10 protein-coding genes are annotated in these 13179 nt (G+C 57.0%); 8 read left to right on the forward strand and 2 right to left on the reverse strand.

Going from position 1 to position 13179, the window contains the following annotated elements; genetic code table 11:
* Positions 1-333 precede the first annotated feature (333 nt).
* Genes BUC04_RS07395 through BUC04_RS07410 form a run of 4 tightly spaced genes read left to right on the forward strand, consistent with a single transcriptional unit; the run spans position 334 to position 4853 of the window.
* Positions 334-1668, forward strand: coding sequence for a FliI/YscN family ATPase (locus tag BUC04_RS07395; RefSeq protein WP_067663609.1), 1335 nt, complete (start codon positions 334-336; stop codon positions 1666-1668).
* Positions 1665-2183, forward strand: coding sequence for a flagellar export chaperone FliS (locus BUC04_RS07400; protein WP_067663338.1), 519 nt, complete (start codon positions 1665-1667; stop codon positions 2181-2183). The genes BUC04_RS07395 and BUC04_RS07400 overlap by 4 nt, the downstream gene beginning before the upstream one ends.
* 13 nt (positions 2184-2196) lie before the next feature.
* Positions 2197-4314 carry a flagellar filament capping protein FliD gene (gene fliD / locus BUC04_RS07405; RefSeq protein ID WP_067663335.1) on the forward strand — a complete coding sequence of 706 codons (2118 nt, stop codon included), beginning with the start codon at positions 2197-2199 and terminating at the stop codon, positions 4312-4314.
* A 14-nt stretch (positions 4315-4328) separates the two neighbouring features.
* Positions 4329-4853: a hypothetical protein gene (locus BUC04_RS07410; protein ID WP_067663332.1), complete on the forward strand. Its 525-nt coding sequence runs from the start codon at positions 4329-4331 to the stop codon at positions 4851-4853.
* Positions 4854-4901: 48 nt separating this feature from the next.
* On the opposite strand, the gene BUC04_RS07415 is transcribed toward BUC04_RS07410, so the two are convergent.
* Positions 4902-5627, reverse strand: coding sequence for an exonuclease domain-containing protein (locus BUC04_RS07415; RefSeq protein WP_082766762.1), 726 nt, complete (start codon positions 5625-5627; stop codon positions 4902-4904).
* A 90-nt stretch (positions 5628-5717) separates the two neighbouring features.
* On the opposite strand from BUC04_RS07415, the gene dnaE reads away from it, so the two are divergent.
* Entirely contained in the window at positions 5718-9419 is a 3702-nt protein-coding gene (gene dnaE / locus BUC04_RS07420; protein WP_067663326.1) for a DNA polymerase III subunit alpha, read from the forward strand.
* 1 nt (position 9420) lies between these two features.
* Here the strand turns inward: dnaE and BUC04_RS07425 are convergent, their stop codons facing one another.
* Positions 9421-10041 (reverse strand): hypothetical protein, encoded by a 621-nt coding sequence (locus BUC04_RS07425; RefSeq protein ID WP_143165582.1) that lies wholly within the window; start codon positions 10039-10041, stop codon positions 9421-9423.
* A gap of 113 nt (positions 10042-10154) precedes the next feature.
* Between BUC04_RS07425 and BUC04_RS07430 the strand changes: the two genes are divergently transcribed.
* From BUC04_RS07430 to BUC04_RS07440, 3 genes are all read left to right on the forward strand, one after another.
* Complete coding sequence (locus BUC04_RS07430; RefSeq protein WP_067663320.1) at positions 10155-11264, forward strand: hypothetical protein; 1110 nt, start codon at positions 10155-10157, stop codon at positions 11262-11264.
* A 29-nt stretch (positions 11265-11293) separates the two neighbouring features.
* On the forward strand, positions 11294-11758 hold the full coding sequence (locus tag BUC04_RS07435) for a hypothetical protein (RefSeq protein ID WP_067663317.1): 465 nt from the start codon (positions 11294-11296) through the stop codon (positions 11756-11758).
* Positions 11759-11887: 129 nt separating this feature from the next.
* Entirely contained in the window at positions 11888-13156 is a 1269-nt protein-coding gene (locus BUC04_RS07440) for a hypothetical protein (RefSeq protein ID WP_067663314.1), read from the forward strand.
* Positions 13157-13179: the final 23 nt, after the last annotated feature.

Raw genomic sequence — 13179 nt, forward strand, 5'->3', positions numbered from 1 at the left:
ATTACATTACAAATAAACGTCCACAAATCACACAGCACATTACGTTAGAACCTGGCACTGATTGTGAGTGCACATAGAATCTCCAGTAGAAAAGCGCAGCTTGAGCAAGCAAGTGAACAACCTGGTTTCTATTTGGGCTGTGCGTGTTCGCTATGGGTGCCGGAATGGCCATCGTGGGCTAGGGCGCAAAGCGGTTTGCGTTAACCAAGGCTGCTACTTGTACTGGTCGTGACGAAGGATCTTCCTTTTGGTTGGGTGATTCCAATGTCCCCTTCGGATTCATGCGGGGTGCTGGTAAGCTCGAAGAGTTAATTGTTGTTTGGGAAGTCGCGTGTGTCGGCATTGTTAGACCGGTTTGCCCGGGCATCTATCAAGCTGGGGGTTACTCCGCCAGCAACGCAGGTTGGGCGGTTGAGCTCGACCTCTGGCATGGTTCTAAGGGTGTCGGGGGTTCAGGGGACGATAGGATCAAGGTACCTGCTCAAAGCGGGTTGTAGCCGTGTACCTGCGGATCTGGTTGCCTTTACTGATGGCCAGGCCTCTCTTTTGCCGATCGCCTACGTTGGCGGCCTGCGCCAGGGCGGTGAGGTGGAGTTGGTCCAGGAGCAGGCATCGGTGCTGGTTGGCCAGGGCCTCTTGGGCCGTGTCGTCGATTGCCAGTGCCACCCGATCGACGATCTGGGTGTTATTGGGGTCGAGGGTCCTGCCAGGTTGGTAAGCGCACCGATCTCCCCTCTCAAGCGCGGAGTCATCGACGAACCGCTAGACGTTGGCGTGAGGGCGATCAACGGCCTCATGACGATCGGCAAGGGCCAGCGGGTAGGCCTGTTCGCGGGTACCGGTGTGGGCAAGTCCGTGTTGCTGTCGATGATGGCCAAGAACACCGCGGCAGACATTGTGGTGATCGGCCTTATTGGTGAGCGTGGTCGTGAGGTGAAGGAATTCGTCGAGCGAACCTTGAGCCCAGAGGCTCGCAAGCGCAGTGTTATTGTGGCTGCGCCGGCCGACGAACCGCCACTGGCCAGGCTGCAGGCGGCCCAGACGTGCACCGCGATTGCAGAGTGGTTCAGGGACCGCGGCCACAATGTCCTGATGATCATGGATTCGCTGACTCGCTTCGCCCAAGCTCAGCGGGAAGTGGCGTTATCGCTTGGCGAGCCGCCGGCCAGCAAAGGTTATCCACCGTCAGTGTTCAGCATGATCCCGCAGTTGGTCGAGCGAGCCGGCAAGATGGGCGCTGGCGGGTCCATTACCGCTATCTACACCGTGTTGACAGAGAATGATGACCCCAACGATCCAGTGGCAGACGCTGCGCGAGGCGTGCTGGATGGGCATATCCTGTTGAGCCGAGAGATGGCCGCCCAGGGTGTTTACCCGGCCATCGACGTTCCGAACTCGCTGTCCAGGGTTATGCCGGATGTCACCGCGCCAAATTATTTAGACCAAGCAGTTACGATACGTAGGCTGTATGCCGATTACATAAATAATAGGGATCTGATTCAGGTTGGCGCCTACAAGCATGGCACGGACGCTAACGTCGATCTTTCCATAGCCGCCCACCCAGAGCTCATCGAATTCATCCGGCAGCGTCCTGACGAACCGGTCTCAGTCTCTGAGTCACAAGAGCGGATTTCCCAATTGAGCCAAAAGTACAGGTTGAGACAATGAGTCGTAATTTTGCAGCTGACAAGCTTTATGCACGTAGCCTCGAGAGCCGGGTTGCGGGGGCATCGCCCCATCGCCTGACGGCCCTACTCTACTCAGAGATCATCCGATGCCTGAAAGACTCCATCGGTTACATTCAGCGCGCTAAGTCCTTTGAACAAGCAGCTGACAAACTGGGCGCCGGAACCGATACACTGAGTGTTATTGGTGCTGAAAACGTGAAAAAGCGGGGCAACCTGTTGCGACAAGCGGGGCAGATGAACGCTGAGCGCAGCCGCTTGCTCTACAAGGCCAACCAGATCCTGACCCACCTGATGTCAGTGCTGCAGGACGATAAGTTCCCGGAGTTGGCCAAGGACTTCCGCTACCTGTACTCGTTCATCATCGGTAAAAATCTTGAATGCGCGAAGACCGGCGATCCTAAGTTTGCCCGCGATGCCCTACGCATCGCTGAAGAGTTGCTGAAGACCTGGCAGACCATCCCGGCTAAGTATCACTATGTGACCGCGGCAACCTAAGGGGATAATAATAATGACAACTGGGCTTTCGTTTGACCCGTTTTCCAATAACGGCGGTCAACTGGTAGGTGGTACCACTTACTTCCAAAACGCGACTTCCAACGCTGAGCTGGCCAACCAGATCCTGCAGGCTTCCGGTGGTGGCTCCGACTTCGGTTTTGATACCGGCCTCATCGTAGATCAGAAGTTGCTGCAGGAGTTCGGTACCAGCATTCCAATGCTGCAGCAGCAGATCACCAACACCCGGGTCCGCCAGGGTGCGCTCAACAGCCTGCAAACCAGCGTGCAGTCGTTCCAGCGGGATACCCTGACTCGCCTATCCGATCCCGGCTACCTGGTGTCTCAAAGCATCTACGTCTCCGATCCGGATGCTGCCAAGGTGTCGATTGCTGATCAGTCCGCTTTCCGGAACAACGCCCAGTTTTCGCTGGAAGTGCTCCAGCTGGCTCAATCCAGCACTTTGGGCAGCACTCACTTTACCTCCCCAGATCAGCTGGCCGGCTCTGGTGATCTAACCTTTGATTTTGGCAGCTACGCTCCAGACGGTACCTTCACGGGCAACGGTCAGGGCGCTGGCGGCACCATTACGCTGGAGGCGGGTGACACTCTAGAGGACTTGGTGGCTAAGGTGAACTCCGCCGACATGGGTGTGAGGGCTGAACTGGTGTCCACAGGCAGCGGCTACCAGGTTGTGTTCCGCTCGGAGCAGACCGGTGCTGAGTACGACATGCAGATCACGGCAACGCCGGATGCACAGGCCGGCTCTGGCTCGCTGAATGACTTTGCCTACAGCAGGCTCGGCGGCGGCATGACCCAAGCGATTGCGGGCCAAGATGCACTGTTTAAGGTCAACGGTATCGAGTACAGCAGCTCGACCAACCAGGCCACCGACATCATGGGCATGAACATCAGCCTGACCGGCGTCACCAGTGGAGAAGTGAACATCTCTATTGAGCAGAACCCGGAGCAGCTGATCGAGAACGTTCAGTACCTGGTGGACTCCTACAACCTGCTCATGGATTCACTGGGTTTCCTGGACGATGCATCGCCCGGTGCAGACTACCGCGGTGCCCTGCACGGTGAGGGGATCGTTGCCGGTGTTATCGAGGCCATGAATGACGCCATCAGGGTGTTCGAGTCCGGGGACTACAACCTCACCCAGATGGGGCTGTCCTTCGATGCCAACAACAACCTGGTGCTGGACCGAAGTGCCCTGACTGACGCACTGAGTAACAACCCCCACCTGTTGAGTGACGCCCTGCTCACCACGGCTGAGACCAGCAGTTCCTGGGTCAAGGTGAGCGACTACGGTAACGACATGAGCGGCAATATCACCGCTTACTACACCAAGGACGGGAGCTACGACTTCGAGGTGACCACTCAGGCCGAGCAGGCCCGGGCGTCCTCTGGTGCGCTGCCGGGTGCGGTTACCATTGGTGCAGGAGATCAGGATCTTTCAGTGAGCATCAACGGTGTCGCCGTAGATATCCAGATCGCCCAGGGCACCTATACACCTGATGAGCTGGCGCTGATCATCCAGTCGCAGATCAACGGCAACGCCGAGATCCGCTCCGGCGGCCACTCCGTCGAGGTGGTGGCCGGCGCTGATGGGTCGCTTAGCATTGCGACGGCGGGGTATGGCGCCAGCCGGAGCGTGCAGATCACCAGTGACAACGCAGCCCTTGGCTTTACCCAGATGGCCGATCCTGCCATCGGGGTCGACATCGTTGGCCGCATCAATGGCGAACTCGCTATCGGTGAGGGGAACACCCTGACGTCCATGTTGGACAATGACACCAAGGGCCTAACCATCGAGGTCGACCCGGGGGCGCCTTCAGGCCTCACCGGCTCTATTGACCTGCAGCGCGGTTTCCTGGAGAGCCTGAACAATGCCTTTGAGCAAATGGCGACTACTACCGGGGTGATCGGCGAGAAGGTGAGCCAGTACACCACAGATCTGGACGCTCAGGACAGTGCTAGCCTGCTCTCTCAGCTTGAGGAGCTCGAGGCTTCGTACGCTAAGCGCGAGACCTTTCACTTCAAGCAGTACGGCGCCTATGAGGCCAGGTTTGTAGCTGCGACCAACACTACCCAGATGTTGGAGCAGATGTTCTTTACCGAGAAGAAATAGGGCTGGAGCAAGACGTGGAAAAAATGTCGGTATTTAATTTTGGCTATCATGTCGAGTCCAACTACTTTCGCTTTCGCCAGCTGTACTGTGTGAACTCAGAGGGGCGGGTGGCGCTGAGCAGTGTGCCTTTCGTGATGTGCATGATTGTGGCGATCGCTGTAATGGGGATCGTTGCTCTGCTCAGTTCCTCCGGTGTGATTGGGTTTGTGGTGGGCGTTTTAGCTGGGGCAGCAGGTCTGGCTTATGTTCACCAATTGAACAGAAGGATCTTTGGAGATCTGAAGGACCGCCTGTCGTATCTCCATTCAAGCCCACTGGATTGGGTGAGCACCCTGGCGAGCATTCAACAACTGGATGAGCGTTATCTCTGGGCCCAGGAGAGCGATGTGGAAGCTGGCCTGCGCTATCTCAGGGCCCGCCTTCGTGATCACGACGTGGAGTCGGACGGGGAGGACCTCTACGATAACCTGGTGCGGTTTGTCTTCTTCGCCCACGGGCGGCTCGTTGAGAGCACCCAGTTGCACCCCACAGCAGACTGACAAAAAAGCCGGCATTAAGCCGGCTTTTTCAATTCTTGGAGATAATGCTCAGGAGGCGGGGACGAAGAAGTTTGTGTCGGCTTCACTCTCAGTTGATGAGACCTCGATGGTGGCCAGATCGGTGTTCATCGGGGTCAGTCCCGCCAGCAGCATCTGCTGCAACTGCTCCCGGTTCTTACCATTCCAGTCAGGTGCAGCCTGGCCCCCCGCCTTATTGCCGAACAGCATTTCTTGGTTTTCTTTGGGGCTGAGCATGGCGAACAGAACGTCGGCTAGGATGTCTGAGTCGATAAGGGCGCCGTGCAAGGTGCGATTGCTCCTGTCGACCTTGAGCCGTTTGCACAAGGCATCCAGGTTATTGGCCTTGCCAGGATAAAGCCGCCGGGCGTACTCCAGTGTGTCAACGACGGTACAGTATTCCGACAAGGGCTTGTAGCCGCAGGCTTGGAGTTCGCGGTCTAGGAACTCCGTATCAAACTGGGCGTTGTGGAAACAGACGATGGCGCCGTTAACGAACTGAACCAGTGCCTCGGCCACGTCGGGGAAGGTTTGGCCACCGGATTCGGACACTAGGCTTTCGCGGTCCCAGCCATGAACCTGCTCTGCTTCGAAATCGACCTCCCTGCCTGGATCAAGATACTCGTGGTAGTTCTTGCCGGTGTTCACGCCAGCGACACGCTCAACCAGTGCAATCTCGATCATCTTGTGGTCTGGGCCCATGCCGGTGGTTTCGGTATCCCCCACCAGTACACGGCCATCGAAGTTCATTCCCATTACTGCTCCCGCAAGATACGTATTTCTGCATCCAGTTAACGGATGCGGTAGCCTAATGATACAGAGAGAGTCACTGATCTAGGAGCCATTTTGGCAGCGCAGTTTGTTCACCTGAATGTTCACTCAGACCTATCCATGCAGGATTCGTTGATCCGGCCTGGCCAGCTTTTCGAAGCAGTCGCTGCGGAGGGGGGTAAGGCGGTCGGTCTGGCTGACTTGGGCAACATGCATGCCGCGGTGAAGGCGTACAACCTGGGCAAGAAGCACCGGGTGAAGCCGTTAACCGGTTACCAGGCGGCTGTCCGCTTTGAAGAGTTTGACTCCCCTGCCCCGGTGATTCTCTACGCCGCCAATGAGCGAGGCTATCTGAACCTACTCAAGATCGCCTCGTTGGCTTTTGAGCACCAGGAGGCTGAGCACCCGGTGATCCCGTTTTCTGTCCTCCAGCAACACGCTGGCGGAGTGCTGCTGTTGTGTGGTGGGCGCGATGGCGCCATCGGGCGGTTGCTGCTTGCTGGGGAGGCCGATGCGGCTCGTGATCTGCTGGAAAGGATCAAGTCCACGTTCACGGATGGGGCTTACATCGAACTGCAGCGGGTGGGGCATCCTGACGATGAGCGTTTCAACAGTGCCGCGGTGGCGTTGTCCAAGGCCACAGCAACCCCATGTGTCGCCACCAACGTGGTCCGGTTCCTGAGCCCAGAGGACTACGAGTCTCATTTGATCCGGGTGGCGATTGCCAGAAAGGTCACCGCTGAGAGCCTTGCTGAGCAGGACCCATATCATTGCACTCCGCATCAATACCTGAAGTCTGCCGATGAGATGGCGGCGCTGTTTGCTGACTTGCCGGCGGCAGTAGAGAACACCGTTAGGTTTGCGCAACGGTGTAACTTCCACCTGAAGCAGGGAAAGTACTACCTGCCCGATTATCCGCCAGCGCGGGACGCCGGGGTAAGCGAAGAGGACTTCTTGCGCCGCCAGGCCGCTGAAGGGCTCGCTGAGCGACTGGAGCAACTGGCAAGGATTAGCCCTGGGTACTTCGATGAAGCGAAGGTCAAGGAGTACCAGGAGCGTTTGAAGTACGAGTTGGACATCATTATCCAGATGGGATTCCCGGGGTACTTTCTGATCGTGATGGAGTTCATCCAGTGGTCAAAGGACAACGATATTCCTGTGGGTCCGGGTCGGGGTTCCGGTGCGGGTTCGCTGGTGGCCTATGCCCTGAAGATCACCGATCTGGATCCATTGCAGTACGACTTGCTGTTTGAGCGCTTCCTTAATCCAGAGCGGGTATCCATGCCCGACTTTGACGTCGATTTTTGCATGGACCGGCGGGATGAGGTCATCGAGCACACGGCTGACATGTATGGCCACCGGGCTGTCGGTCAGATCGTAACCTTCGGGACCATGGCTGCCAGGGCAGTTGTGCGCGACGTTGCAAGGGCGCTGGGCCATCCGTACCGAGTGGGCGACCGCATTGCCAAGCTGATCCCCGGCGAGCCAGGTACTAAGCTGGCTGATGCCATGGGGCCAGAGACTGATCTGCAGGCGCTAGCGGATTCGGACGGGGCAATGCGCCGGTTGCTGGAGCACGCGCTCAAGCTGGAGGGTTTGACCCGGCATACCGGCCGGCACGCAGGCGGTATCGTCATCGCACCGGGGGGGATCGACGGCTTCAGCCCCACTATGTGCGATCCTGGAGGGGAGCACCTTGCAGCGCAGTACGACAAGAGTGATGTCGAGAAAACCGGCCTGGTGAAGTTTGACTACCTGGGGCTGCGTACACTGACTATCGTCCACATGGCCCTGCAAAGCCTTAACCGTGAACGCGAGGCGAAAGGGCTGCCCCCCCTCCACCCTGAGGAGATCCCGCTGGACTGCCCCAAGGCCATTGCCCTGCTTCAGACATGCGAAACCACCGCGGTATTCCAGCTGGAGTCCTCCGGCATGAAGAACCTCATCAGACGGATTGTCCCAGAGAACTTCGAGGAGATGATCGCTCTGGTGGCGTTGTTCCGGCCGGGGCCTTTGGGTTCTGGGATGGTGGACAACTTTGTTAACCGTAAACATGGCAGGGAAGAGGTAGAGTTCATCATCCCGGCGAGCCGGGATAAGCGGGTTTCGTCGCTGCTGGAGCCGATCCTGACTAACACCTACGGGGTGATCCTGTACCAAGAGCAAGTGATGATGGCTGCGCAGGTGCTTGGGGGTTACAGCCTGGGTCAGGCTGATATTCTGCGCCGGGCAATGGGTAAGAAGAACCCGGAGGAGATGGAGAAGCAGAAAAGCGTCTTTGTCGACGGTTGCACCGCCAATGGGATCAGTCAGGACATCAGCTCAGAGATCTTCACCCTGATCGAGAAGTTCGCCGGGTATGGCTTTAACAAGTCGCACAGTGCGGCTTACGCTCTGGTGTCTTACCAGACCCTGTGGCTAAAGGCCCACCACCCTGATCACTTCATGGCGGCGGTAATGTCCTCTGCGATGGAGAAAACCGACAAAACGGTCGGGTTCATTCATGAGAGCCACCGCATGGGCCTCCAGGTGCTGCGCCCCTCCATCAACCAGTCGCGTGGCCACTTCCAGGTGGAGCAGGCGGGGATCCGTTATGGCCTGAGAGCAGCTAAGGGGATCGGCGACAAGTACGTTGAGTCAATGCTGGCTGAGCGAGATGCCAATGGGCCATTCAAAGATCTGGCCGACCTACTGGTCCGCACAAACCCGGGGAAAACGGTTCTCAAAGCCGCGATCTACGCCGGTGCACTGGACGATTTTGAGCTCCCGCGGTGGGTGCTCCTGTCCCAGGTTGCGCTGGCACAGGTCACAGCGCGCGACCAATTGAAGAAGTCGGTGCCGTTAGATCACGCGGCGGAGACCGTCAGGCAGGTGCTCGCAAGCGCTTCGTTGGAGTCAGATGCCTGGACCCGGGCAACGACCTTAGCTAACGAGTATTCGACCCTGGGCCTGTTCCTAAGCGGCCATCCATTGGATGAGTATGCCCAGGAGGTACGCCCGCTGATCTCAGGCCAGTTACGCGACTACGTGGTGTCGGACATCGATGGGGAAGACAGTGCCGAGCCAGATGATGAAACAGCAGAAGGTCGAAAGCTGGCCTCTAAGAAGCGGCAGGAGCGACCAGCCGTCATTGCTGCTCAGCTGGTCACCGTGGATATCCGCCAGGGCCGGCGGGGTAAGTTTGCCTACGCAAAGCTGGATGACGGCACAGGGCAGATAGAGGCGGCGTTCTTTGGTAAGGCGCTCACCAGCAACATCCAACACCTGGTTCAGGGTGCGCTGGTGGTGATCAAGGGGCACATCCGTTTCAATGAGCGTACCGATAGCCAGCAATTGGTGGTGCGGGAGATGCAGGGATTGCTGGATCTGAGGGAGAGCCAGCTGGCATTTATCCGGCTGTTGGCCGGTCCAGATTTTGATAGTGCCGCTGTCACGCGGGTTCGTGAGGTCATCGAGAGCGCATCGATGGGTGGCACCCGGGTCTATGTCAAGATCTCGAAGGGGGGCCGGCAACAGGAGCGTCAGGTCAGTAAAAGGAGCATCCGAATTACCGACGCTGTGCTGGGCCAATTGCGGGACCAGTTCGGCGAACAGGGCGTAGAGCTGGTCTACCGCGGCGGCGGGCAGTTTGGTACCGATGATGCTTCGACACTGCAGCGCGACCATCGGGACCAAGAGTTGAAGGAGGTGGGCGATATGACCCGCAATGCCCGTCATCAGGCCTTGTGGGCCGCTCTGAATCAGGCCGAATTGGTCATGAACAAAGGCCGCCCCTGACCTAGCTGTTTAGCTTGAACCAGGCCTTGTCCAGCAGGCTCCACTTTGGCCGGTAGGGTTTAAAGTCCTCCGCACAGTTATCAAAGAAGGCCTGGGTCAGTACCATCCGGGATAGCCGCCGATAGTGGGTGACGTCGCGAACTTCACTGGCGTGGGCCAAAGGAAGCGACATTGTCGCCTTTTTGATTGTGCGCATCTGCTCGGTGTGTTCGCCGCCAACCGTATCCTTGATTAGCTGGATCTCGGCCTTAGAGAGGTTCAGCGTTGAGATGAGGGCCTCGACGTAGATGCGCAAGCCACCACGGCCAGATGGGCAGTCCTTCAGCGTGGTGCTGACCTCGCTGTTGGTGATGGCAAAACTGATCCAATCGATGCTCACACGCTGCTTGTCGACTGCGAGGGTTTTGTTCTCGTTGGCGACATAGATGGCCGCCGCCATATCCCGGAGCTTCTCCCCTTGCGGAGGGGTCTTATTGCGGAATTGCAGTTTCAGCAGTGCCAGGCACAAGTCGTGATTGTGCCCTTCCCAGCGCTGCCGAACCCGGTCGGTCTCGCGAAAGGTGATCTCCCGGCGATACGCGTCATAGGCCGATCGCCACGGCCCCTTCAATTGCCATTCCATTATCGTTAATTATTGCCTTCGTTTTCTTATAGATTACCCTTACCCGGGGGGATTGACTAACCTCTGGGTGCACCTAAAATCAGGTTGTTAGCTTGATGTAGGACAGTATATTAATGAGCTTGATCCAAGGAGAGATCTGCGAAGCTATAGGCCTCGTGGACACAGGAACGCTTTCGGTTCGCAACAGGGAGATGACCCTCGCTAAGTTGGGTCTAGCCGGCGAGATGCCGGCTACCTTTCAGGAGATATCCCAGCGCTATGGTGTCACTCGCGAGGGGTGTCGAAAGGCCATCAAGCGCACGCTTGATGGGCTGGTCGCTCAACGCCAGGGACTGGTGGCCCTGCACAAAGCCAACGATGAGCTCACCAAGGTGGTACCGCTTCCCTTCTCTAGGTTCGAGGAGTGGGGCAAGGCGCGTGGGTACCTATCTGATGGCTTTGGTGTCGAGTCTATGTTGGCTTGTATGCAGGCTCTGCTGGGCGATTCGCATTACTACTCGCTGAAGATCGGCGGCGTGGACAATGTGGTGACCCATGAAACCCGCCACCTGCAAGAAATGGTTCTCGCCTACATCAAAAAGCGCAGCCGGCATAACGGTGCCGTGTCACTGCACGATATCTATCAGCATGACACCCTCACTGATGCGTTCGCCTCCAGGGATCACTTGCGACAGGTGACGTCAGATCTGATCCATGGCTACCCTGATTTGAGACTGGTTGGGACAACGGACAGCTGGGTATATGACGCGGGCTCTGAGAACAGGTTGGTGACCCGGGTGTTGCAGATCGGCACTGTCTTTCAAAAAGTGCCAATTGGAAGCTTGATAGACGGCCTTGACCGCTTCTGGTGCAGGAGCGTGAAAGACACTGAAAAGGACAAGGGGGCTGGCTATAGTCAGCGGCCACCACAAAGCGTGATTGTGGGGATTATAAAGCAGCAGCCTGGCGTTAGCGTCGATGGGGATCAGGTGAGTTTTGACCCTGATCAGATCACATTGCGCAAAGAGATCGACAGCTTTTCCCTGGATGCGTTAAAGGCTTTTTCCAACGGGGAAGTGATCCGTGAGAAGGAGCTGGAAGAGCGGGTAACCAAGGGGGATCCGGCGTTGCATTATCGATACAGCAACTTCATTAATTTCTCTCCCTTAATCGTTAAGGTCTCCAGAGGCCTATACGCCCCTTTAGGTCAATTCAATCAGCTCCAGGGCGGGGTGCAGGCATGATCGGCATTCCGTCTATTAGAGCGGTTTCAATGGCGCTGGTGTTCGTCGCTACCAGCAACACAGCGGCCGCTGCCCCGGGTTTCGGGCCGAAAGAAGTTGGTGAAGTTATGGCGCGGATCCAGGCTACCAACGATGTCTTCGCATCCGATGCTTACACGCAGGCGTGCCTGGCTGCCGCCAACGTTGGGATTGAGGATGCGTACCAAGCGTTGTTGGTATTCGCTAAGGCCGGTGAGCTATTTAAATCAAGAATGGAGATGCACCAGTCAGCGGCGGATAAGGGGCTGGAGGGGGAGGCGTTGGTGCGCCACAACCGCCAGTATCTGAGCAAGCATATGCTGGCGGATGCGAAGGAGGTGACGCAGAGGTTGCAGCCGGCCATAGAGTATTGTGAGAGCGTCAACCTGCAGATCTACGACATGGAAGGGATTGAGTACGATCCCATCGAAGACCTGCTCTACCAGCGACAGCAGGTGCCTAATACCAGTAACTAATACCTACTGATCCGCCAGCAGGTTAAATTAAATCCGCTATAGAAACAATAATATTGCCAGCCTGCCGAGTTGTCGGCATTAGTTATTCTATGTATAGTTGGCCTGTAGACAACAACAAGGCTGGCGATCATGAAAACACTCCTGGATGCAGCAACCCCCGAAGACGTGCTGCGATTAATAGCTGAGGCGCAAGAAAGGCTGGAGGGCTACCGCAGGGAAAACAATGCGATCCTGATGTCATCCTATCCCGATATGTCGCCAAAGGAGCGTGATGAGCAAGCTCGGTCTAGAGACTCGGTCGGCGAAGAGGCAGCCTGGATCTACCTGGCAGAGAATTCCCTTCTCAAGCTGAAGAAAGTGATCGACAAGGGTGGCTACTCAGAGGCTGTTGCGAACTACGAGCTGGAGCAGGCGGATTATGGCTTCTCTAAGCTGATCGACACCTATCAGATGCGTTACAGCAACGTGGATGAAGACGACCAGGAGATGCTGGCCGAAGTCGATGACATGTTTAACGAGGACTACTTCGCCGAGCTGGGGCCGAAAGAGGTCCTTGAGCAGCTTAGTGAAACCGTATGTCACCTCACTCCTGCCCTACAGGCGTTCTGGCTAGAGAAGTTCATGGAGCTGAATCATCAGCTGGTCCAGACCCTGCTGGAGTGTGTCGAAGAAGAGCCCCTGGATGTTGACCCTCTTGTTGAAATCCGCGCCAACCTTAAGGCGGTTGATCGCTTCACCAGGAAGAATCGCTACGAGGCCTACCCAAGCGAGCTTGAGGAGATGGAGCGGAATCCTGGCCGTCCAAAGTTGCCCAATACCTATTATCTCATCCGCGAGCGCATGAACGTTGAGGGTCTGGTTGCCCGCTACAAAGCTCTCCTGAAAGCCGACCCTGAGTTCAAGAAGCGTATGCCCAGCGAGGGCACCATTCTCAAGAAGGCCAAGGGCTACGCGCCAGAGAAGCGCCCGAGCCGTGCGCCGGCGGCTCCGATCACGCAATTGATATCTGACCGAAACAAGTTGCAGACTGAACTGGATAAGCTAAAGAAGGCCCCAGAGAAGGAGCGTCAGACTTCCCCGGGCGGGAAATTACTCGGCCGCAAAGGGCAGTCTCGTGAGGAGAAGATCGAACTCCAGGAGAGGAAAATCAAGGAAATCCTGAACGAGATCCAGAGCACTGTTGACGCAGGTATGGCCAACAAAGATGCCAGAGAGCGATTGACCTTCGAGCGCTCCCATCTGATGGCTGAGCGTCGCACCCTGCGGAGCAAAATTAAGAATGCCGGGGGCATGGTCAATATGGCCACTGAAGAAGATACCGCTGAGATGCAGCAGTGGCGCGCTGAAGCGCAAAACTACGAAGCGCGTATCAAGGCAATCGAGCAGCAGCTAGCCTGATATAAGCAAAGAGAATGGGGCCC

This window comes from Ferrimonas marina, assembly GCF_900129905.1.
Taxonomy (GTDB): domain Bacteria; phylum Pseudomonadota; class Gammaproteobacteria; order Enterobacterales; family Shewanellaceae; genus Ferrimonas; species Ferrimonas marina.